This window comes from Chryseobacterium rhizosphaerae (assembly GCF_003385455.1).
GTDB classification, from domain to species: domain Bacteria; phylum Bacteroidota; class Bacteroidia; order Flavobacteriales; family Weeksellaceae; genus Chryseobacterium; species Chryseobacterium rhizosphaerae.
The window spans coordinates 153,245-175,330 of record NZ_QNUF01000006.1 but is presented as its reverse complement, the minus strand read 5'-3'; the positions used below and the strand labels follow the sequence as shown (position 1 = coordinate 175,330).

Below are 22,086 nucleotides of genomic sequence, written 5' to 3'. Positions count from 1 at the left end.
TAGATCAACAAATAATGAAGAAATCCGTTTTAGCAGCTATATTTTTTAATGTATCCATTTTAGGATTCAGTCAGACCGCAGAACAGTCAAAAGCAATTGACAGCTATATAAAAAATGTTATTCAAATCAATGAAATTCCCGGAATGGCCGTAGGAATTGTAAAAAATGATAAAGTAACATTCCAGCAGTACTATGGGCGTGAGAACCTGGAAACTGATAAAAAAGTGAGTTCTAAGTCCATGTTCAGGGTGTACTCCAATACAAAATTAATTGCCAATGTTGGTCTTTTTAAACTTATTGAAGAAGGAAAAGTATCGCTGGATGATAAGATTTCAAAGTATATAGACAACCTGCCGAAAGACTGGCAAAACATACAGGTGAAAAATCTTCTTTCTCATTCTTCAGGACTTCCGGACATGTTAGATGCGAAAGATCTTCCTGAAAAAGCGACCTTTAATGAAGTTATTAAACGCTTGTCAAATGAAAAAATAGAATTTGAAGCTGGAGATCATTATCGGTATAATCAGACAAATTATATGTTGATTAGTATGATTATTGAAAAACTGACAGGAAAAACTTTCGAAGAGTATATCCTTGAAAATCAATTTCCGGAATCCAGAAATCAGGTCGTTTTTTCTTCTAATTCTGTTGAAGAAATCCCTAATAGAGTGGGGAAATATAATTATAATCCTGAGAAGAAACTGTATGAAAAGCTAACTGAGGTTGGTGGCTTGAGAGCCCATTCTGCTAATGGCCTGGCAGTTACCCTTCCTGCTTTTTTACAGTGGAGCATCCATTTCAGCAAAAATGATTTCCTGAAACCCGAAACTAAAAAGATGATGTGGAAACCGTTTAATTATAAAAATAATGACTGGGAATTCGGCCATGGTTGGGAAATTACAGATAACAATAACACAAAGTCATATGGATTCTCAGGCGGAAACGTAAGTGCTTATAGTATCTTTCCAGATAACAATATGGCTGTTGTCGTCATGTATAACGCGAATAAAGGATTTCCTGTAATGTATCAAATGATTAATCATATTGCCGGAATTATAGATAAACGTCTAATGAATCCGTATGCATTAGTAGAAGAAATGACCATAGCTGAACCTTTTGTACATCCTGACCTTAAGAAAGAAGTATATGGATACAGAACAGAAAATGACAAAGTGATTTTTTCTTATCAATATCCTGAAAATCTAAGTACTGAGTTTATCAAGACTGTTTCAGTAGCAGGTTCATTTAATGACTGGAACAGTGAAAATAAATCTTATCAGCTGACTCTTAAAAAGAACAATACTTTTGAACTGGCAGTACCAAAATCACAGTTTGAAAAAGGAAAAACATATGGTTTTAAATTCGTGATGAACAAAAGTGGCTGGCTGACTATTCCTTACAATGCAATCAATACAGACGGATCCAGAGACAATAATTTAACCTTAAGAATTGATTAAAAGATTAGTTTAATACCTGTAATAGAAACAGTCTCTTCTGTGTTTAGCTGTTTTGTCATATCTTTGCACTATGATACGTATAACAAAAATTTTTACATTCGAAACAGCTCACGTACTGTACAACTACGATGGGAAGTGTAAAAATATGCACGGACATTCCTATAAACTGTTTGTAACGGTAAAAGGAAGACCTATTAATGATATTGAAAACCCTAAGAATGGGATGGTGGTGGATTTTGGAGATATCAAAAGTATCGTAAAATCTGAAATTGTAGATGTGTGGGATCATTCCGTTTTGGTGAATGCCTTGTCTCCTCACAAAGAATTGGGAGATGACCTTGAGCAGAAGGGACACAAAGTAATCTACTGCAGTTTCCAGCCGACCTGTGAAAATATGCTGTATGCTATTGCTGCAAAAGTAAAATCAAAACTTCCTGAAGGAATTTCTCTGGCTTATCTTAAACTTCATGAGACCGAAAACTCTTATGGAGAGTGGTTTGCAGAAGATAATTAATAATTCATTTCCAATAAAGTTCAGACAGTGTTAAAAACAACAATTAATTTAGAACCTGGAAAAAAGGTGTATTTCGCTTCAGATCAGCATTTTGGGGCTCCTACTCCTAAAGAGAGCCGGATCCGTGAAGAGAAATTTATACGTTGGATGAATGAGATCAAAGAAGATGCTCAGGTTTTATTTTTAATGGGAGATCTTTTTGATTTCTGGCATGAATGGAAACATGTTGTTCCCAAAGGATATGTACGTGTTCTGGGTAAAATTGCTGAACTGAAAGACCGGGGAATCCACATTTATTTTTTTGTGGGAAACCATGATCTTTGGATGAAAGATTATCTGGAAGAGGAAATAGGATGTACTGTTTTTTATCAGAAACAATATTTTGAAATGGGCGGGAAGCAGTTTTTGCTGGCTCATGGAGATGGACTGGGACCTGGAGATAAAGGATATAAAAGAATGAAGAAGCTGTTCACAAATCCGGTGGCACAATGGTTTTTCAAATGGCTGCATCCCGATATTGCCATGAAAGTGGCTTTGTATCTTTCCCAAAAGAACAAAATGATTTCCGGAGAAGAGGATAAAGCATTTTTAGGTGAAGACAAAGAATTTTTGATCATCTATTCCAAAGAAAAGCTGAAGACCGAAAAGATAGACTACTTCATTTATGGGCATCGTCATCTTCCTATGGTGCTGGATCTGGAGCAGAATTCAAAATATATCAACCTTGGTGATTGGATTTCCTACTTTACTTACGGAGTTTTCGAAAAAGATTTTGAACTCAAGGTTTTTGAGAAATAAAAACAAAAAAAATTGCCCCTAAAAGAGACAATTTTCGAATGAACCTAAGCGCATTCTTGTTTTTAATCCATATTCCGAAAAAGTAATTGCAAGAATTTTACCAAAGTTTAATTTTGCAGTAAAAAATATTAAATAAAAAATATTCTTTCTTGAAATTCACTGTATTGAAGGGATGGGAGGTGTAAAAAAGATTTATCAATTGAAAAATATATTCAACATACAAACAGAACAGGATTTTGTAGATGCATCATTGGAAACATTTCGTTATCAGTATGAAAATGTTGAGATATATAGAAAGTTTGTCAACTTTTTAAAAGTGAATCCTGATGAGGTAGACAGCGTATTGAAGATCCCTTTTCTGCCTATAGAAATGTTCAAAAACCATCAGATTCTGGATAAGAATGTCTCTGCAGATTTATATTTTCAGAGCTCAGGAACCACCCAGATGAATCTGTCGAAACATTTCATTGCCGATCAGAATTTATATGAAGAAAGTATTTATAAAAGTTTCGAACAGTTTATAGGTAAGCCGGAAGATTTTATTTTTCTGGGGTTACTACCAAGCTATTTGGAAAAACAAAATTCATCATTAATTTATATGGTGGATTATTTGATGAAAAAATCGGGAAAACCGGAAAACGGATATTTCCTTTACAATCACGCAGACCTTTTTGACCTTTTAAATCAATTGAAAGATCAAAAAGTCATTCTCTTTGGAGTTTCTTTTGCCTTGTTGGATTTTTTAGACTATTGTCAATCAAATCCCAATAATGAATCTCTAAGTTTTCTTGAAAATTTAGTGGTTATAGAAACCGGAGGAATGAAGGGCCGAAAAGAAGAGATGACAAAAGATGAACTTTTGCTCATTTTACAGGAAGGTTTTAATACCCACAAAATATATTCTGAATATTCGATGACGGAACTGCTTTCACAAGCGTACTCTCTTGGAAATAATGAATATCAATGTCCGAACTGGATGAGGATTATGGTAAGAAATGCAGAAGACCCGCTGTCTTACGAAAAAGAAGGAAGAACAGGGGCTATTAATATTATAGATCTTGCCAATACCCATTCCTGTTCTTTTATTGCCACTCAGGATCTGGGGAAAATAAATGGTGATAAATTTCACGTGCTGGGAAGAATAGACCACTCTGATATCAGAGGCTGCAGCTTGCTGGTAAGTTGAAAGTTGAAAGTTGAAAACTACGCAGGTGTGCGATTTGTGGTTCCTGAGATTTGAAGCATTAAATTAAACATTGGACCTTGAGATTATACACTTCTCAACAGCTTAAAATCTCCTGTATCTAATCTCTAAGTCTCCTGTCTTCTGATCCAATACATTGTACTTTGTACCTTTTACATTATTATAAATACCATGATCAAAATAGAAGAACTTGTACATGCCTATATTCACTCTCACTGTGATTTTGAAAAAGAGCTCGTTCTGACTAATTATTTTCAGGCAGATTGGGAAGCAGATATTCTGATTATAGATGCAGAAGGATGTAGCCATGAAATTGAAATCAAACTTTCTAAAAGTGACTTTAAAAATGATTTCAAAAAATCATATATCAATAAAGAAACCGGTGAAAAATTTCTGAAGCACGATAAAATTTCTTGTGGCGACTATATCTGTAATACTTTCAGTTTTCTGTTGCCTATGGGAATGGTAGACGCTAACCTTATTCCTGAACACTGCGGAATTATTGAGTTTTATCATAATGTGGATACCTGGGAAACCGAATTTTATCCAATCCGCTCTGCTAAAAAACTGCATGAAGATTCCTACTGGAGTCTGAATGATAAAGATCTTTTTATCAGGAAAATGGCTCTCAATCTCCTTCAGCGTAAAATGGAGATTAAAGGAAAGCACGAAGAACTTATTTTTAAGAATCCTTTTGATATTAAAAAGACAAAATAAAAAATCCTGCCAGCCGGCAGGATTTTTTATTTCGTTATAAATAGAGATTCTTATTAATCTGTTATTTCTGCAGTATCTCTCTGAAGTAAGAACTTGTAGATCAATCCACCTACAATTCCTCCCAGGATAGGAGCTACCCAGAACAGCCAAAGCTGTGACATGGCAAGTCCACCCGCAAAAACTGCCTGCGAAAGGGATCTTGCAGGGTTCACTGACGTATTGGTGATTGGAATAGAGATTAAATGGATCAAAGTAAGGGCAAGACCAATAGCAAGCCCTGCAAATTTACCATTTGCCCATTTATCCGTTGCTCCCATGATGACAATAAGGAAAAAGGCTGTTAATAAAAATTCAGCAAGGAATGCTGCTCCCATACTGAATGCCTTTCCGTTGTAAACGGCTTCACCATAGAAGTTTGTGGCAAAATCACCCGGTTTTGAAAAATCTACCGCTCCGGCACCGTTAAGGATAGTGTATAAACATCCGGCTGCTACAAGTGCTCCTAAACACTGTGCTACAATATAAGGGATCAGGTCCTTGGCAGAAAATCTTCCTCCGGCTAGAAGCCCGAAAGAAACTGCCGGGTTGAAATGCCCTCCGGAAATATGACCTACAGCGTAAGCCATTGTAAGGACAGTAAGACCAAAGGCTAAAGCAACTCCTAAAAGTCCTATACCAATATCGGGAACTCCGGCGGCAAAAACTGCGCTTCCACAACCTCCGAAAACAAGCCAAAATGTGCCGAAAAATTCAGCAAAAAGTTTTTTTATCATGTTGTTTATTTTTAAAATGTATCTCAAATGTAAAATTTATATCTTAAAGTAAAAAGTTAAAACTGAAAAAATATTTCAAAAATAGGAGAACAAAAATTGTAAATTCAATAATTTGGTTTAAAGTTTGTTTGGGATTTATTTATATAGTACTATCATCGGAATGAAAGATATAACATAAACATTTTATCTTTCATTCAGTAAATCTAAAAGTGGAGTTAATGAAAAAGTTTCTTTGTGTGGTCTTTGTACCTTTTATTTATAATCTACAGTATGCGCAGGTGGCCAAAAATACAATGCGTGACTTTAAAGGGATCAAGTTTATAAATATTGAACCGACTGCTCTTTATAAGCCTCATATTGATGCTTCAAAAAGTTTTGGAGTACAGCTGCTGAAAGATTCTAAAACAGTACAGAAATACATTAATAACGGAAAGTTCCATAAAATAAAAAAATCAGGGAAAGGGTATCATGTCCAGAAGCTTGATCACAGCAGACCCTGGATGGTATCTAAAGCAAAGGCAACATTAGAAAAAATGGGTGCAAAATTTAGCAAAGATACAAAGGGTGGAACATTTACCGTTTCTTCCATTACCCGAACACTTGAAGATCAAAACAGGTTAAGAAGAGTCAATTCTAATGCTTCGCTGGGGATCAGCTCCCACAATTATGGAAATTCTTTCGATATCTCCTACATACGATTCAATAATGTCCTGAAATATAACCCCAAAATGGAGGTGGCATTAGAGAAAGTTTTAAAGTATTATACTAATGCTGGTAGAATTTATTACATCAAAGAGAAGCAACAGCGTTGTTATCATATTACAGTGAGAAATTATTAATTAAAATTCTTACTTGCATAGCATGTGTAGTTTGTATATTTTTATACAACTTAAAAACTATGATTATGACAACATTAAACAGCGAAGACTTCATGCTCTCTAAAGAGGAATGCAAAACAGCTATGGATCAGTGGAGTTTACTTCTTTCCAATTTTCCAGAGGTTAAAAAATTAATTCCTGCCAATTATATTTTTGAAATAAACAAAGGACATCTGGATTGGATGAGAGGTAACAGCGAATATCCGGAATTCTGTGCTGGTGTAGGGGTTTACAAAGAAAACCTGATCATTATTTTATATCCCATGGATGAAAACGGATTGAGAAGAAATATGGAAGAATATCCGTGCAGTCTTCTTTGCCCGCTTGCCTATGATTTGAAACTGCAGGAAATACAGCAGTATACAGTTGTTAAAAATGCTCTTCTCTCTAAAGACCTTCAAAATATTGATAAGAATGCAGATATGTCTTTCCCTATCTCCAGCAAACCGGTCCTTGAACAGGATAAAGCAATAGAAGCTATTGAAAGATGGAGAAATGAAGGGATGGATTGGTTTTATCAGGAATGTACAGTATACAAAGGAACGAGAATCTTTACTAAGTTTTATGTTCCTACAGAAGATTTATGTCTTTCAAACAAAAACTTAACCAGAATAGTGTGTTCATTCGGATTAAGATACAGTGATATCTATGGTAGAATGCTGGTTACGCTGATTTTTATTTCTTTCCTTGAAAACCTGGAAAGCAATAATACAGGAAGCAGTGCAATAACTGAAGCCAATACCTACGATTGGGCAAAACCTTGTCCTCCTATTTGCCGTATACCGGACGCAATATAATTATACCTGAGGAATGGCTGATTTTTATAAGGCAATTTTATTCCTGAACTATGGTCTTCTTCTATCAGTGATATTGTTAGGAGCAGGAAAATACCGCATATTAAATAATAAAGAGAAGCAATATTTTCACTGTATTGCTTTTCTTTTTTTTATTGAGCTGCTGAATCTTATCCTGCCTTATATTTTCAATCTCAATGATACATCATTTCTCTATCCTCTTTATATTGCCGGGGAGTTTTTTTTGCTGTCAGTTTTATTTATCAGAAAATTAGATTGGCCCAAATATTTTCTGGGGCTCGTTGCATTAGTGGCTGCCGGATTTATGATTTCAAAATATGGGTTTAATTACCCTTTCAATGCAGATATAGCTAAAGTAGTTTCTAATATTATAATCATCTGTCTTTCCGGATTTACATTGATCCGGGAAATAAAAGATACTTCTGCACAAAACCGTTTTCTTTTGACAGATGCCAGTATTTTTTTCTATTACTCTGTTTCGGTATTTATTTTTATCGTTCAGCATCAGATAGCTAACCTGTCAGAGGACGATTATTATATTATTTTTAGTGCAAACAATATCCTGTCCGGGATTTTGTACTGTTCATTTTTATATACCTTCATCAAATTAAAGAAGTAAGTTTAAATATTAACCTGTTAATCCTTATAATTGTTACCATAACAGTTATAGTGGCTTTTATTTTGCTTGCCTACAGGTCTTTTATCAGCAGAATTATAAAAGAGAAAAATGTACAGCATGAAGCAGAAGTCCTTCACCAGAAAAAGCTGGCACTGGAAAACATCAAAGCTCAGGAAGAAGAAAGAAAAAGAATAGCGGTAACTATTCATGATGATATCGGAAACAGGCTCAATATCCTTTCTTTATGGCTGAACAATCTCGACACTAAGGGAGATGAAATTATTAAAAAAAATATCTACAGTCAAATGTCTGCCCTGATTGATGCAGCCAGAAGTATTTCCCATTCATTATACCCCGTTAATCTGGAATCTGTAGGGCTGGTGCTGTATGTGGAAGAACTGATCGCTAATCTTTCCCATAAAATCAATATTTCAATGCAGGTAATGCCCGGGTACAAAAAGAAAGATCTTTTTGTGGAAGTACAGCTGTACAGGATTATTCAGGAATTTACCACCAATGTAATCAAACATTCTGATGCTACGGATATTTGGATCTATATTAAAGACTACCCTTATAATATGGCAGTTGTGATCTCAGATAACGGCCAGGGTTTCGATTACGATAAGGTGAAAAAAGGAATGGGTATTAAGAATATCGAATCCAGAATCCAGTCAATGAATGCCGCCTATAAATGGAAAAATACTTTTTTAAATAAAGGAAGTCGTATAATTATTAAAATTCCCAAACATAATGAGTTCCCAAATCAAGATAGCCCTGATAGATGATGAACAGCTGATCCTGGAAGGAGTGAAAATGCTGCTGTCCAATGAAAAAAATATATCGGTATGCGTTACGGCAGATAATGGTCCCGATTTTATTGAACAACTGGAGAAAATTTCGGAAAATGATTTTCCTGATATTGCCCTGGTAGATGTTCAGATGAAACCCATGAATGGTTTTGAACTGGTAGAGATTCTTAAAGAAAAATATCCCGACCTGAAAATTATCATTCTTTCTTCCCATTACAAAACCTCTATTCTGGGATATATGGTGAAGTTGGGAGTTTCTGCATTTCTTCCCAAAAACTCCAATAAAAAAATATTTATTGAAGCCATTACAATGGTCAATAAAAATGGAGTTTTCTTTACTGCGGAAGACCATCAGATGTTATTCACTTATATGAATAGCTCGGCAAAGAAAAATTCTCTTTTTGAAACAGAAGATGAGCTGTCTGAAAGAGAAAAAGATGTGGTAAAACTGATTTGTCAGGAATTTACCAATAATGAAATCGGCGAAAAACTCTTCATCAGTCCAAGAACCGTGGAAAGCCACAGACAACGGATTCTGGAGAAAATTGGAGCCAAAAACACAGTAGGCATAGTCATTTACGCGATAATAAACAATATCTATTCACTTGAAAAATTATAACCCCATTCCGTAGAAATACGGAATTTTTTATTTGGTACTTTTCACGCTAGTTTAGTATTCCTTTCTTCTGTTACTTTGAAAATATCCAGGTCAGAGACCTTTTGGATGAAATTTGAATGTAAAATGCAGATCAATCTGTAACATAAATGATTAAAAGAATGGAGGACAGCAACATAATTTCTGTTGGGATCTTCTTTGATGGTACTGGAAACAATGGAGTAAACGCTTTTTCGCCGGATAAACCACTAAAGAATAATGAAAGCTACTATGGTGCTTTTACCAATATTTACAAACTATACAACCTATTTCATGGGAATCAAAAAATATACATTGAAGGAATAGGAACAGTAATAGGAGGTGAAGACAATAATTTTGCCATGGCCACATGTGCCAACCCGCCTTACGGTAACGGATATTCTTCCGACGATAAAATTCAGAAGGCAGATGCTTTTGTACAGGAAATAATCAGGGATGAAAATAAAGAATATCATTTCTATATCTATGGATTCGGGAGAGGGGGAATGCTTGCCCGGACTTTCTGTAACCGGCTTTTAACTCATTATCCATCAATGCACATTAAAATTAAGTTTTTAGGAGCTTTTGATACTGTAGAATCCAAACCTTTTAATACATACGATTTAAGCCTTTCCGGCACGATAGAGCATGCACTTCACCTCTGTGCCATCAATGAAGGCAGATTCTTTTTCCCCCTCACAGGCTTTTTCGAAGATTCTAAAAGAATGCAGGATAAAAAATCTGAAGATTGGAATTCCGTATGGAAGGAAATATTTGTCCCCGGTGCTCATGCTGATGTGGGTGGTGGATATCTGGAAGGACCTCAGTCTGTCTATATCTCTACAGATTTTATAAATGATAATGATCTTGAGAATTATATCTCAGATATAAGAAACGCAAAAACCGATGCCGCAGGAAACCGGATTTGGGAGCATTTGTTTTCCGGTTATCAGATAGAGAATGAAGACCATTTTTCTCAGGCTTTTGTATCACGGGATAAAGTATATAACCATCTTTCAAAAATATATGGAAAGCTTATGCTGGAAGAAACCAATAAGAATGAGGTAGTATTCGATGCTAATCTTGCAGAATTATATTTTGAAATAGATTCCGGAAAGCATCCTTACCTCAATACGTTCTATACACAGCTTACAGAATATGTGAAATTGATCTCTACAGATATAAAGCCGGCTTATAAGTATAATGAGCTGGCAGACTATATCCATATTTCGGCTAATTTTGGATTATACAGCGATGCTTTACTGAAAAGGTCAGAATCCGAAATTAATGCAGAACTGATCAATAATGGTTTGAATGTCTCCAGCAGTACCTTAGTAGATAAAGAAAGTAAGAAAAGACTTTCTGTGGAACTTCATCTTCCTGAAGACAGTTTTGTAGCCGACTTTCTGTATGGAACCAATGTTCCGAATAATGATATCTGGACTCGCTCAATCGTAAAAACTCCGATAGCAATCAGAGTCAATGAAATTAACAATTAATCTCAATACTTTTCAGTTTTAAATTTAGGTTAGGGGGCATTCTTTTGGATGCTTCCTTTTGTTTGTAAGGCATTTATTATCAATTGGGTATAATTACTGAAGGTGTAATTTGGTATTTTATACTGTAGTTTTTGGCTTCTAATTCTCGTTACTTTGAATTGTTCATTTAACGAAGCTTCAAAAATAAAATATGAGCAAAGGCGTATTCTGAAAAGCCCAATAACAAAAAGAGTAAGAACATCAAAAATTAAAACCAATGGAAAAGACACTCATTCAAACAGCAGCAACTACTGTATTCTCAATTGATTTCGATTTTACATCCAATGATCAAAAAACAATTTTACAGTATCTACAACAAAACAATTACAAACTAATGGGGTACAAAGGTGCTTCAGGACCTAATCAGGTTTCTACAGGAGTACCGGCATGGTTTGCTATAAGCTACCAGGAAATGTTTGGCGAAGTAGAAATTGATTATGAACCAAAATACAAGGTATATATTTTCAATAAGTCAAATATTGGCACCAATACAACCATTCAGATGCAGGCATTATCCAGTGAAGTTCCTTTGGGAACCGCTGTAACTTTCCACCAGGACGGTTCTTTTTCTACTACTTCAGGAGCTCCGGCAGGAGTAATTACGGTGAAAAATGACAGAGGAGCAGGGACATCAAATATTACGGTAGGGCTTGCTGCAAAAGTGAATGGAGAATTTCAGCCTTTCTGTGCATTTATATGTACGCCACAAGGATCTGTAAGTATGGAGCCTAATGAAAAAGTAGTCTTATTTGCCGCGCAGACTAATATGACTTCAGGATCTGTTACCGGGAACGCTACAGCACCTGGATGTAATTTTATATTCAGTGCTCAGAATATACAATATGATTTGCAGATGATCGCAGGAACTTACGGTATTGAAAGTGTACCTGGAGGAGCGCCTGTCAATCCTGTATCTTCAGGAGAATCATTGACGCAGCTTTTAAATATTTTCTAAAAAGATAAATCTTCCCGAAGGATCTAATTCCTTCGGGATTTTATTATGGATACTACATTAAACATATATTTTGATAAAAACGGAATAAACTATTTGACCCATACCAATCAGCTGGTAGGTATCATAAGATCTTATCCCGGAACAGCTGATTTGAAGTATATATGTCTGGCTTTTGAGCCTTTTATTAATAACAATCCATGTACTTTTTCAGACTCCTGGCAAGCATTGGCAAGTAGAATCCAGCCACAAAATATGGAGGTTTATAAAGGTAGTGTATCAACAGATGCAGAATATGGGAACAGGTATTCAGTTTCAAATATCGGTTTTTATGGTACCCCCGGCAATTGCCCTTCGGAAGTCTTGGGGATAGACAATACTTCTACCTCTATTCTATATCCGGCCATTTCTCAGAAAATAAACGGGACTTTTGGCGTTTGCAATGCAGATTCTGCTTCTGTCAATACGATTATTTATTTTGATTACAGTGATGAGTTATGGCTTTTCACTGCAAGTGGAATCTCTTCCAATATGGCCATTTCTTCTTCTCTTTTGGTGCCCTCAGGAATGCAGGCCAGAAATGTGACAATAAATAAATACCTCACTATTGATTTTCAGGATGATACAGACGTGTATTTTGATTCAGCTACTAATGTATTCAAAATGGGAAAACTCCCTCAAAAAAAATAAGGAACCATGGAAAAAATAAATAGTACCACAGAAGATTATCTCTATGCATTAGGACAAAATAATTTAGTGTATAATGATGACTTCCGCTATTTCAGCAATCAGATATCCAGAAATGGGGCCATCATTTATGGTATTCCTGATGGATGGCTATATAACGATAGCGGAGCCAACGGAAAAATTTCTTTTGATTCAAATGCTAATCAGCTGGTTATTCTAAAAAGTCAGACTTCTGACGAAATGACTTTCAGACAGGCCCTTCATGAATTTCCAAGATGGAAGCAGATGTTGCCCGGGGAAACCGTTTCTGCTCAGGTTGTTTTAAATTTAAAAGTGAGCGGAGATGTAACGGTACAATTATCAGATGGTATAGATTCCAGTTCGGTTACCGTATCTCAAACGGGAGATCATGAATTAAATCTGTTGCATATCATCAATCCCTTAGCAACGAAGCTCATGCTCACTGTTTTATCAAAAGTTCCAAACGCCGAAATAAGAATTTCACGTTGCTGTACAAACTTAGGCTTGATCAGTCTTAAAAACCTTCCCTGTATTATTCAGGGAGTGATAGGGGAACGCAGACAGTATATCGCTACGGAATTTGCCCCTGAAGGAGAATTTTCATTATGTAATCCTCCTGTTGAACTGGATGCCAATTACACAAGATTAAATTCAATACTTAATTATCGGTTCGGAAAAGGACCCAACGGATTTTCTATGTTATTGGATATGCGCAGATATTTCAGCCGGGCATGGAATAATCAGGCTACGGTAGACATGAATGCTACCGAAAGAAAAGCTCCTGGAACAGGAACCATTACAGGAGATCATGTCAGTACTTTTGAAAATGATATTTTTAAAAAGCATGATCATGGACTAAAGTTTTCCACAACAGCAATGATTCCCCCTGGAAATGGGCCGACTCCTATGAGTATTATTGATACAAAAAGTACCTCAAAAACAGATATTGAAGCAGATGGCCTGGAAACAAGACCTAAAAATATAGCAGAACTATATACCATCAAATGGGCTTAGCTCTATCCAACCTTCAATATACTTTACTCCAATATTTTTTAACTCCAAAAACAATGTATTATGACAGTTTCAGCATGGCTTAAAAAAGCCAATAAACTTTTAGACACTTGCAACTACGAGATCAGTATTAAAAATGGCAGCAAACCGATTACAATGTCTGAAGCTACCACTTTGAATGAATTGCAAAATGAAATAGGTTCTCACCATGGGATCAAACAGGTAAAATATAAAGAGGCTGCGGAAAGCCTTGAAGAAATGATTGTCATGGTGAAAGCGGGGCAGAAAACACCACCGCTCACTCCGGGATAGACATTTTTAAACTTTCTAAGGTTTAGAAGTTTCAGAGGTAAACACAGAAATCTATGCTTTTAAACTATTTATTAAGACAATAAATTAAGTTTTGAATCTGGATTAAAAACTGTCCGAAAGGGGCAGTTTTTTTATTTCTGGACTATTTCATTTCTTTTTCCGTATTTTTGCCCTCGAAAATTCATTATTCATTATTAATTATTACTTAAAAAAATGCTTTCGGTTCAAGGTTTAGGATTACATCACTCGGGAAATTATTTATTTCAAAATGTAAATTTCACGATTAAAAAAGACGATAAAATTGGTTTAGTCGGTAAAAATGGAGCGGGGAAATCCACTTTATTGAAAATGCTTTCAGGAGAAATTAACTTCTTCGAAGGTGATGTTGTAGCTGAAGGAAGCGCAACAATCGGGTTCTTGAAACAGGATCTTGATTTTGTAAAAGGAAGAACCGTTTGGAACGAAACCATGCAGGCTTTTGAGCAAATCAATGCCTGGAAAAATGAGCTTGAAGAGGTAAACCATCAGATGGCGACGAGAACCGACTACGAAAGCGATTCTTACACGGATCTGATTAATAAAATGACTGAACTGAATGACCTTTTAATGAACCATGATGCCTACAATCTTGAAGGGGATATGGAAAAGGTACTGTTTGGTTTAGGTTTTAAAGCGGATGATTTCCAAAAGATCACCGATGAATTTTCAGGAGGATGGAGAATGAGAATCGAACTGGCAAAGCTTCTTCTTCAAAAGAATGATATTATGCTTCTCGATGAGCCTACTAACCACCTGGATATGGAATCCATCATCTGGCTGGAAAACTTTCTGAAAGACTATCCGGGAGCAATCGTTCTGGTAAGTCACGATAAGCAGTTTATGACGGCAGTTTGTAACCGAACTTTTGATATCAACAATAGAAAAGTAGATGATTACAAAGCCAATTATACAAAATATCTGATCATGCGTGAAGACCGCCGTGAGAAACTGATTCAGGCTAAAAAGAATCAGGATGCGGAAATCAAGCAGATGGAAGACAATATTAATAAGTTCAGAGCCAGTGCTACTAAAGCTTCTTTTGCTCAGTCCCTTATTAAAAAATTAGATAAAATTGAACGTATCGAGGTTGATAATGAAGACGTTTCAAAATTCAATATCCGTTTCGTACAGTCTATGGTTCCCGGAAAAGTTATTTTTGAAGCTGATCATTTAGGGAAGGCTTACGGGAAAAAACAAATTTTTGATGATGTAGATTTCATCGTTCAGAGAGGAGATAGGATTGCACTTTTAGGACAGAACGGACAAGGAAAGACTACTTTAGCTAAAATTCTGGCCGGGGATATTAAAGATTATTCAGGTTCCTGGAATCTTGGACATAACGTAAACATCGGTTATTTTGCCCAAAATCAGGAAGAAGTTTTAACACCTAATAAAACAGTTTTGGAAGAAGCAGAAGATGCTGCTACCGAAGAAACAAGACCTAGAGTAAGAGATTTATTAGGATCTTTCTTATTTCAGGGAGAGGCTGTTTCTAAAAAAACAAAAGTACTTTCCGGAGGTGAGAGAAACCGTCTGGCACTTTGTAAACTATTACTTCGTCCTTTCAATACGTTGATTATGGATGAGCCTACCAACCACCTGGATATCCAGTCTAAAGAGATTATTAAGCTGGCTTTGCAGAATTTTGAAGGAACATTGATTGTCATTTCTCACGATAGAGAATTCCTTCAGGGGCTTTGTGATAAAATCTACGAATTCCGTGATGGAAAAATGAAAGAATTCCTTGGTGATATCAATGAATATCTGGAATACAGACAAAAAGAAACGATTAGAGAGATTTCTGCAGAAAAAGCTAAACTTCACAATGAAGAGCCAAAGGCAGAGGTGAAAAAAGCGGAAGCAAAACCTGTAGCGGCCAATCAGTCAACGATTGTAAGTAAAGAACAGAAAAATATACAGAATAAAATTAAAAAAGTAGAAGAGAAAATTTCCGAACTTGAAATTAAAGTGGAAGAAATGGAAGCTTCTTTTGCCAAAGAAAATCCTTCTGATGAAACGTTGGAGAAATACAATACAACTAAAGAAGAATTAGATTCTGCATTGCAGGAATGGGAATACCTGGGAACTCAGGTTAACTAAACTAAAATATAAAAGCTTCATAAATTAAAATTATGAAGCTTTTTTTTGTAACATACCCCCATTCATTTCTACATATTACCAGTAAGCATAAAAGTAATTTAATAAAAGGGTAGCTCCAGAATTAAATTATTTTCATAATTTTGAAGAATGATTTTAAAAGAAAGCAGAAATCTGAAGAGTTTTATCTCCAAGCTATTGTTTGGAGTATATTTCCTCGCCCTGCTTTCTCAAAGCTTTCACCATCATGATTCTATGGACTACTTTAAAGGATTTAATCTTAAAAAGACCGAGAATACGATTACAAAAGCTATTACTAAAGAGAAAGCTGGCGACTGTCTGGCCTGCCACTTTTTGGTTACCGGACATACCTTAGCTCCTGAAGAATTCAGTTTTACTTTTGAGCACTATACGCATCAGGTAAAACAGATCATCGCCATTCAGGAGAAAATCTGGTCACAGACCAAATTTACCTTTCAGCTTCGGGGCCCTCCCACAATTTCATAATCAATACATTCATATTGGGTTTAAAGTTTCGTGCTTTAAAGTTCAATGGTTAATGCCCAAAAGTTTGAGGGGGTATACAGCAGTGGCTCATCTGATAGTTGTATTATTTTCACAATATCAGTCTCCGGCTTCTCATGACTAACATCCAACTTCTTTCATCATTAATACATTGCACTTTTACTTTTTACACTGTACATTGTACAAATTAAGATAAACCCATTCAACAAATTTTAACGAAAAATGTACCTGTTAAAAGGGTACGCAATCAATCTATTATAATGAAATTGATATATTGCCTGTTGCTGATCTTTTGTGGATCAGTATTTACTAGTGCACAGAAAATGTACACTGTACAAGGAACCGTTCAGGATTTTCATGATAAAACAATGCTGGAAAATGCAGTGGTAAAAATCGGAGGTTCTACAGTAAAAACAGATAAGAAAGGGAAATTTTCTTTTGATAAAATTCCTGCCGGAGAATATTCTCTTACGGCACAGCATCCTGATTGTCATGATTATACTGAAAATATAAAAGTTGATCAGGATATTCACGTGGTTATCACCCTGGAACATCATATTAAAGATATTGAAACCGTTACCATACACGGTAATCATAAGTCCAACGGATCTTTAATTGTGAAGACTATTGATAAAAAAGAAATAGAAAGAAATGCCACAGATAACCTGGGAAATCTACTTTCTAAAATATCGGGAGTGGCCACATTAAAGACCGGAAATAATATTGCAAAACCTATTATCCATGGTTTATACGGAAGTCGTATTTCCATTCTCAATAATGGAGTAAAGCTTGCTGAGCAGGAATGGGGTGTGGAGCATGCTCCCAATGTAGACATCAATAATTTTCAGCATATTGATGTGATCAAAGGAGCGTCTGCTTTAAAGTACGGGAGTGATGCTATAGGTGGTGTTGTCATCATGGAACCGGAGATTTTTCCTAAAAAAGATACTATAAAAGGGTCAGTCAATCTTTCGGGAATTTCCAACGGAAGAGGATTGGGACTGGATGTAGATGTTGCCAAAATATGGAAAAACGGTTGGGCGGTAAAATCAGGAGGAAGTATTAAAAAGCTGGGTGATCAGCATACACCTGATTACAATCTGATGAATACAGGAATGGATTTCTCATCCTTTAATTTTACCGTGCAGAAAAATGAATATGACAAAGGAATTTCTTTTGATTATTATCTTACCAATCAGAATATTGGAATTTACAGAGGATCTCATGTAGGAAACAATAATGATTTCTATAATGCAATGACACTGAAAATTCCGGTGTATACAGGAGACTTTAGCTATGATATTGATAATCCACGACAGGTTATCGAGCATCATATTGCGAAAGTTTCAGCTTTCAAAAGATTTGAAAATATTGGGAAAGTTTCTGCAACGTATAGTTTTCAGTATAACCATAGACAGGAATATGATGTAAGAAGAGGTGATCTTAAAGACATCCCTTCTTTGGATCTTGCCTTGATGACTCACCAATTTAATCTTAATGATTTATTGGAAAGAGAAAAATGGTCTCTTGAAACGGGGATTGATGCAAGTTTTCAAAATAATTATTCAGATCCGGCTACCAAAGCGAGACGTCTGATTCCTAATTATGACAAATATGCGGCAGGAATATATTCTGTATTTAAATATAAAATTTCACCGGAACTGAATGCTGAAGCTGGAGTAAGATATGACTTCACCCGTTATGATGTAACGAAATGGTATGACAAAAGTGATTGGAGCAACCGATATGCTGACTCATACCGTGAATTCTATATTAAAACTGATAAAAACCGAGTGTTGACACGTCCAAAACTTAATTATCAGAATGTTTCATTTAATGCAGGCCTGGAATACCATCCGAATGCAAATTTTAATTTGAAATTTAACTATGCAAAAGTGGGAAGAACACCCAATATTGCAGAGTTGTTTTCTGATGGATTACATCATTCTGCAGCGGTAATAGAAATAGGGGATATGGGACTGAAAAATGAAGACGGACATCAGTTTAACCTTACTGCGGATGCAAAATTCAATGTACTTAAAGGATTGAATGTTTCTGTAAACCCTTACTTTTTCATAACCAAAAACTTTATTAATGAAATTCCAACGGGAGTACAGAATACAATAAGGGGAGTGTTTCCGGTGTGGTCATACCAGCAGATTGATGCAAAAATGTATGGTATAGACCTGGATATTAACTGGAAGCTTACAGATAACCTTTCTTATACAGGTAAAGGAAGTTATCTGTATGGGCAGGATGATACCCACAATGAACCGTTGATTCTGATGATGCCTCCTAATTTCTCCAATGCATTACAGTTTAAAAAAGAAAACTGGAATAATTTTTATTTCAATCTTGAAAATCAGACCTTTTTAAAACAAAGCAGATTTCCTGTCCACAATGCTTCAGTTACCATTTATGAAAATGGGGTGGAAGTTAATAAAACGGTGGATCTAAGTACACCACCAGCAGGGTTTTCCCTTTGGAATATCGGAACAGGAATTAATCTTAGCAAAAATCTTTCTGCAGGGCTTATTGTAAACAACATTTTTAATGTTTCGTACAGAAATTACCTTAACCGTATGCGTTTTTTTGCAGACGAAGCAGGAAGAAACTTTATTCTGAATTTTAGATACCGTTTCTAATATTCACTCTTAAAAACAAAATTTTTAATCTTAAATCAAAAAAATGAACAATTTATTCAATACTAAAAATATCACCAGATTATTAGCCGTTTTATTCATTACTTTCTCTGTAATGTCTTGTCAGAGAGATAATGCATCAGAAGAGGACGACCTTCCGCAAGAAGATCTTACCAATATTATTTTACTGGTTAAGGATGTGGCTGCACAAACAACAACAACTTATAATTATAGTGTTGGAGCAGGTGGAGCGCAGCCGATAAGCCTGGTAGATGGGAAAACATATGAAGTAGAAGTACAGTTTAAAAATGGAGATGAAGATTCTACCCAGGAGATCAAAGATGCAAAAGACGAACACTTTTTAGTATTCAACTTTCCTAATTCTGATCTTACTCTTACCCGTACTGATGATGCGAGCTCCACAAGAGCAGACCATAATCATGTTGGTTTGAAAACAAAATGGGTGGTGACTAAAGCCATTAAGAACGCATCAGTACAAAGCCAGTTGATTTTAACGCTTTATCATGAACCTCAAACAGTTTCTGAAGCTTCTGCAGTAAGTGGAAACGGAGTGGTATACGGACAGCAAACCGGAGGTGAAACAGATGCCCAGGCTACTTATGGGATTATCAACTAAGCAGACCTTGAAAAAAGACAAATTTTAAATATCATATTTCGTAAAACCACTGATCATTCAGTGGTTTTCTAATTTATAAATATTTGAAGGCTAAGAATTTATTTGAAATGAGTTATTCTCATAAAAAATTCATATTTTTGCAACCTAAAATTTTAATCAATAATGAAGGTTACCGCACAAAACCATGATGACGTAAGTTCATTGCTTACTGTAACATTGGAGAAATCTGACTACAAAGAAAAAGTAGAAAAGCAATTGATTAATTATGCTAAAAATGCGCAAGTTCCTGGATTCAGAAAAGGGAAAGTGCCTTTAAGTATGGTTAAAAAACAATATGAAGCAGGGATTGCATTTGAAGAAATCAACAAGCAAGTTTCTGATGCTTTGAACAACTATGTTAATGAAAACAAATTAAGATTAGTTGGTCAGCCAGTTCCTCAGCCAGTGAATGAATTAGACTATAATGCTGATAAGATTGAGGTTGCTTTTGAAGTAGGGTATGAGCCTGAATTCACTATAGATTTAGCTAAATATGAGGCTCCTCACTATAAAGTAGAAGCTGCTGAAAAAGAAATCAACAAGAGTATTGAAAACATGCAGAAGCGTTTTGCTGAGCAAGTTCCTCAAGATAAAATCACTAAAGATTCTTATATCGCTTTAGAGGTTTCTCAGGTTGTGGAAGAGGATGCTGAAGGAGAGCACCACCACCACCCAAAGAACGTTACAGTTACTGCTGAAAACAAAGAAGCTTTCAAATTAGTAAAAGCTTTGAAAATGGATGAGTCTGTAAAAGTTTCTAAAGAAACTCTTGCTGGTGATGAAGAATTAGCTAAAGAATTAGGATTCAGCAAAGAAGAAGTAGAGCACTTACACCACAATGAGGTAGAAGTAAAAGTAAAAGACTTCTATTCATTAAACTTAGCTGAGCTTAACGAAGACTTATTCAACAAAGTATACGGAGAAGGAACAATCAAGTCTGAGGAGGAGCTTAAAGAAAAAGTAAAAACTGAATTAGACGAGTATTTCCAACAGAATGCTGATGTTCACTTTGTGAATAAAGTATTAGAGCAGGTAACAGAAAAAGAAGAAGTAAAACTTCCTGAAACGTTCCTTGTAAAATGGTTATTATTCTCTAACCAAAACATTCAGTCTGAGCAGCAGGCTAAAGAAATCTTAGAAGCAGAGAAAAACCAATTAAGATATCAGATCATCGAAGGTAAATTGATGACTGAGAACGAAATTCAGTTAGATTATGCTGATGTATTGGCACAAGCTGAGCAGTTAGTTAAAAACCAATTGGCTATCTATGGAATCCACCACCTAGGAGATGAGGAAATCCAGAAATATGCTGTTGAGATGCTAAAAGATCAGGAGCAAGTAAGACAAATCTCTTCTGAAGTAGCTATGGCTAAATTGAAAGATGTTATTCTTGAAAAAGCAACAAAAAAGGAAACTAAAATTTCTCACGACGAATTTTTAGAAGAACTTAAAAAATAATTATACACTGCTATAATATTTTAAAACCGTCAGTTTCTGGCGGTTTTTTTATTTGGATATGCCCTTCATGTATGTCGGCCAATATTCATATATTTACCCTCTAAACTTATTATTACATATATGAAAAAGATTATCATTCCTTTTTTCTGTGCTGTGCTTTTCTCAGTTCCGGCAGCAGCTCAGAAGAAAGAAGCGGCTTCTGTTAAGACAGAGGCTACAACATCTAAACTGACTGCTAAAGAAGTAATAGATAATTATTTTAAGGCATTGGGAGGTAAAGATAAATTGGAGGCTGTAAAATCTACCATTACAGATAATACACTGAGTGTACAGGGGATGGAAATTACAATGTCTACTAAGAAATTAGGGAATAAATTTAAATCTGTTCAGTCTTTAATGGGACAGCAGATGGTTCAGCTTTTCGATGGTGAGAAAGGGTATTTTGATCAGATGGGAAAGAAAACAGATATTCCCGCAGATAAGATTGCTGATTTGAAAAAAGGAAGACCTGTAGATGCATTAGCTTTTGATGCAGCTAATTTCAAGACGGTAACCGTGGAGAATGTGGATGGTAAAAATTATAATGTACTGTCTTCAGAAAAAGGTAAATTTTACTTTGATGCAACTACCGCACTTTTGTATAAAACTGTTTCAGGAGAAGGAAATGTAACCATAAAGAGCTATATGACTGTTGATGGAGTTCAATTCCCTTCCGAAGTAGATGCTGAAGGTGGAGGTCAGAAAGTGAATATCAAGACAACTAAATTGGTAATCAATTCCGGAGTAACGGACGCTGATTTTAAATAAGAACTTTTATCGATAAGAAAGCCGGATATTGTCCGGCTTTTTTTATGAACTATAATTAAAGTTTAACTATAGTTTAGAGCTATGCTTTTCTTTAGTCTACAAA

Annotated in this window: 22 protein-coding genes; 21 read left to right on the top strand and 1 reads right to left on the bottom strand. The window is 35.5% G+C overall.

Annotation, left to right across the window (positions count from 1 at the left end; all coding sequences use genetic code 11):
• Positions 1-14: 14 nt before the first annotated feature.
• The 5 genes from DRF57_RS07565 (at position 15) to DRF57_RS07545 (ending at position 4,690) form a co-directional block, all read left to right on the top strand.
• Positions 15-1,457 (top strand): serine hydrolase, encoded by a 1,443-nt coding sequence (locus DRF57_RS07565; protein WP_115917719.1) that lies wholly within the window; start codon positions 15-17, stop codon positions 1,455-1,457.
• A gap of 70 nt (positions 1,458-1,527) precedes the next feature.
• Positions 1,528-1,971, top strand: a complete 444-nt coding sequence (locus tag DRF57_RS07560; protein ID WP_047488007.1) for a 6-pyruvoyl trahydropterin synthase family protein — start codon at positions 1,528-1,530, stop codon at positions 1,969-1,971.
• 27 nt (positions 1,972-1,998) lie between these two features.
• Positions 1,999-2,769 (top strand): UDP-2,3-diacylglucosamine diphosphatase, encoded by a 771-nt coding sequence (locus DRF57_RS07555; protein ID WP_047488010.1) that lies wholly within the window; start codon positions 1,999-2,001, stop codon positions 2,767-2,769.
• Between the two features lie 199 nt (positions 2,770-2,968).
• Positions 2,969-3,955, top strand: coding sequence for a LuxE/PaaK family acyltransferase (locus tag DRF57_RS07550; protein ID WP_115917761.1), 987 nt, complete (start codon positions 2,969-2,971; stop codon positions 3,953-3,955).
• Positions 3,956-4,144: 189 nt separating this feature from the next.
• The gene (locus tag DRF57_RS07545) at positions 4,145-4,690 is read left to right on the top strand and encodes a hypothetical protein (RefSeq protein WP_084085368.1); all 546 of its coding nucleotides are present in this window, start codon (positions 4,145-4,147) and stop codon (positions 4,688-4,690) included.
• A gap of 53 nt (positions 4,691-4,743) precedes the next feature.
• Here the strand turns inward: DRF57_RS07545 and aqpZ are convergent, their stop codons facing one another.
• A complete protein-coding gene (gene aqpZ, locus DRF57_RS07540; protein ID WP_047488488.1) occupies positions 4,744-5,460 on the bottom strand; it encodes an aquaporin Z in 717 nt (238 codons plus the stop codon).
• Between the two features lie 221 nt (positions 5,461-5,681).
• Here aqpZ and DRF57_RS07535 point away from each other — a divergent pair, with 221 nt between their 5' ends.
• From DRF57_RS07535 to DRF57_RS07460, 16 genes are all read left to right on the top strand, one after another.
• The gene (locus DRF57_RS07535) at positions 5,682-6,302 is read left to right on the top strand and encodes a DUF5715 family protein (protein ID WP_115917717.1); all 621 of its coding nucleotides are present in this window, start codon (positions 5,682-5,684) and stop codon (positions 6,300-6,302) included.
• Between the two features lie 65 nt (positions 6,303-6,367).
• On the top strand, positions 6,368-7,138 hold the full coding sequence (locus DRF57_RS07530; RefSeq protein ID WP_228406064.1) for a hypothetical protein: 771 nt from the start codon (positions 6,368-6,370) through the stop codon (positions 7,136-7,138).
• A gap of 13 nt (positions 7,139-7,151) precedes the next feature.
• On the top strand, positions 7,152-7,775 hold the full coding sequence (locus tag DRF57_RS07525) for a hypothetical protein (RefSeq protein ID WP_047488021.1): 624 nt from the start codon (positions 7,152-7,154) through the stop codon (positions 7,773-7,775).
• 50 nt (positions 7,776-7,825) lie between these two features.
• Entirely contained in the window at positions 7,826-8,560 is a 735-nt protein-coding gene (locus DRF57_RS07520) for a sensor histidine kinase (protein WP_228450327.1), read from the top strand.
• Complete coding sequence (locus DRF57_RS07515; protein ID WP_047488024.1) at positions 8,526-9,203, top strand: response regulator transcription factor; 678 nt, start codon at positions 8,526-8,528, stop codon at positions 9,201-9,203. Before DRF57_RS07520 ends, DRF57_RS07515 begins: the two co-directional genes overlap by 35 nt.
• 158 nt (positions 9,204-9,361) lie before the next feature.
• Entirely contained in the window at positions 9,362-10,717 is a 1,356-nt protein-coding gene (locus DRF57_RS07510) for a phospholipase effector Tle1 domain-containing protein (protein ID WP_115917759.1), read from the top strand.
• A 256-nt stretch (positions 10,718-10,973) separates the two neighbouring features.
• Positions 10,974-11,711: a hypothetical protein gene (locus tag DRF57_RS07505; RefSeq protein ID WP_047488026.1), complete on the top strand. Its 738-nt coding sequence runs from the start codon at positions 10,974-10,976 to the stop codon at positions 11,709-11,711.
• A gap of 45 nt (positions 11,712-11,756) precedes the next feature.
• Entirely contained in the window at positions 11,757-12,398 is a 642-nt protein-coding gene (locus DRF57_RS07500; RefSeq protein ID WP_047488029.1) for a hypothetical protein, read from the top strand.
• Between the two features lie 6 nt (positions 12,399-12,404).
• Entirely contained in the window at positions 12,405-13,430 is a 1,026-nt protein-coding gene (locus tag DRF57_RS07495) for a hypothetical protein (RefSeq protein ID WP_115917715.1), read from the top strand.
• A 60-nt stretch (positions 13,431-13,490) separates the two neighbouring features.
• The gene (locus tag DRF57_RS07490) at positions 13,491-13,739 is read left to right on the top strand and encodes a hypothetical protein (protein WP_047488035.1); all 249 of its coding nucleotides are present in this window, start codon (positions 13,491-13,493) and stop codon (positions 13,737-13,739) included.
• A gap of 213 nt (positions 13,740-13,952) precedes the next feature.
• Positions 13,953-15,878 carry a ribosomal protection-like ABC-F family protein gene (abc-f, locus tag DRF57_RS07485; protein ID WP_115917713.1) on the top strand — a complete coding sequence of 642 codons (1,926 nt, stop codon included), beginning with the start codon at positions 13,953-13,955 and terminating at the stop codon, positions 15,876-15,878.
• A gap of 147 nt (positions 15,879-16,025) precedes the next feature.
• On the top strand, positions 16,026-16,382 hold the full coding sequence (locus tag DRF57_RS07480) for a hypothetical protein (RefSeq protein ID WP_047488041.1): 357 nt from the start codon (positions 16,026-16,028) through the stop codon (positions 16,380-16,382).
• 341 nt (positions 16,383-16,723) lie between these two features.
• A complete protein-coding gene (locus tag DRF57_RS07475) occupies positions 16,724-19,045 on the top strand; it encodes a TonB-dependent receptor (RefSeq protein ID WP_228450325.1) in 2,322 nt (773 codons plus the stop codon).
• Between the two features lie 43 nt (positions 19,046-19,088).
• Positions 19,089-19,679, top strand: coding sequence for a hypothetical protein (locus DRF57_RS07470; RefSeq protein ID WP_115917709.1), 591 nt, complete (start codon positions 19,089-19,091; stop codon positions 19,677-19,679).
• A 162-nt stretch (positions 19,680-19,841) separates the two neighbouring features.
• Positions 19,842-21,176: a trigger factor gene (locus DRF57_RS07465; RefSeq protein WP_047488050.1), complete on the top strand. Its 1,335-nt coding sequence runs from the start codon at positions 19,842-19,844 to the stop codon at positions 21,174-21,176.
• Positions 21,177-21,296: 120 nt separating this feature from the next.
• Positions 21,297-21,983, top strand: a complete 687-nt coding sequence (locus tag DRF57_RS07460) for a hypothetical protein (protein ID WP_047488052.1) — start codon at positions 21,297-21,299, stop codon at positions 21,981-21,983.
• Positions 21,984-22,086: the final 103 nt, after the last annotated feature.

Excerpts from the sequence above, each read along its gene's own strand:
- DRF57_RS07560 (WP_047488007.1), top strand. The coding sequence starts at position 1,528 with ATGATACGTATAACAAAAATTTTTACATTCGAAACAGCTCACGTACTG.
- DRF57_RS07460 (WP_047488052.1), top strand. The coding sequence starts at position 21,297 with ATGAAAAAGATTATCATTCCTTTTTTCTGTGCTGTGCTTTTCTCAGTT.
- DRF57_RS07545 (WP_084085368.1), top strand. The coding sequence starts at position 4,145 with ATGATCAAAATAGAAGAACTTGTACATGCCTATATTCACTCTCACTGT.
- DRF57_RS07475 (WP_228450325.1), top strand. The coding sequence starts at position 16,724 with ATGTACACTGTACAAGGAACCGTTCAGGATTTTCATGATAAAACAATG.
- DRF57_RS07510 (WP_115917759.1), top strand. The coding sequence starts at position 9,362 with ATGGAGGACAGCAACATAATTTCTGTTGGGATCTTCTTTGATGGTACT.
- DRF57_RS07500 (WP_047488029.1), top strand. The coding sequence starts at position 11,757 with ATGGATACTACATTAAACATATATTTTGATAAAAACGGAATAAACTAT.
- DRF57_RS07470 (WP_115917709.1), top strand. The coding sequence starts at position 19,089 with ATGAACAATTTATTCAATACTAAAAATATCACCAGATTATTAGCCGTT.
- DRF57_RS07530 (WP_228406064.1), top strand. The coding sequence starts at position 6,368 with ATGACAACATTAAACAGCGAAGACTTCATGCTCTCTAAAGAGGAATGC.
- DRF57_RS07480 (WP_047488041.1), top strand. The coding sequence starts at position 16,026 with ATGATTTTAAAAGAAAGCAGAAATCTGAAGAGTTTTATCTCCAAGCTA.
- DRF57_RS07465 (WP_047488050.1), top strand. The coding sequence starts at position 19,842 with ATGAAGGTTACCGCACAAAACCATGATGACGTAAGTTCATTGCTTACT.
- DRF57_RS07515 (WP_047488024.1), top strand. The coding sequence starts at position 8,526 with ATGAGTTCCCAAATCAAGATAGCCCTGATAGATGATGAACAGCTGATC.
- DRF57_RS07525 (WP_047488021.1), top strand. The coding sequence starts at position 7,152 with ATGGCTGATTTTTATAAGGCAATTTTATTCCTGAACTATGGTCTTCTT.
- DRF57_RS07505 (WP_047488026.1), top strand. The coding sequence starts at position 10,974 with ATGGAAAAGACACTCATTCAAACAGCAGCAACTACTGTATTCTCAATT.
- DRF57_RS07490 (WP_047488035.1), top strand. The coding sequence starts at position 13,491 with ATGACAGTTTCAGCATGGCTTAAAAAAGCCAATAAACTTTTAGACACT.
- DRF57_RS07535 (WP_115917717.1), top strand. The coding sequence starts at position 5,682 with ATGAAAAAGTTTCTTTGTGTGGTCTTTGTACCTTTTATTTATAATCTA.
- abc-f (WP_115917713.1), top strand. The coding sequence starts at position 13,953 with ATGCTTTCGGTTCAAGGTTTAGGATTACATCACTCGGGAAATTATTTA.
- DRF57_RS07565 (WP_115917719.1), top strand. The coding sequence starts at position 15 with ATGAAGAAATCCGTTTTAGCAGCTATATTTTTTAATGTATCCATTTTA.
- DRF57_RS07495 (WP_115917715.1), top strand. The coding sequence starts at position 12,405 with ATGGAAAAAATAAATAGTACCACAGAAGATTATCTCTATGCATTAGGA.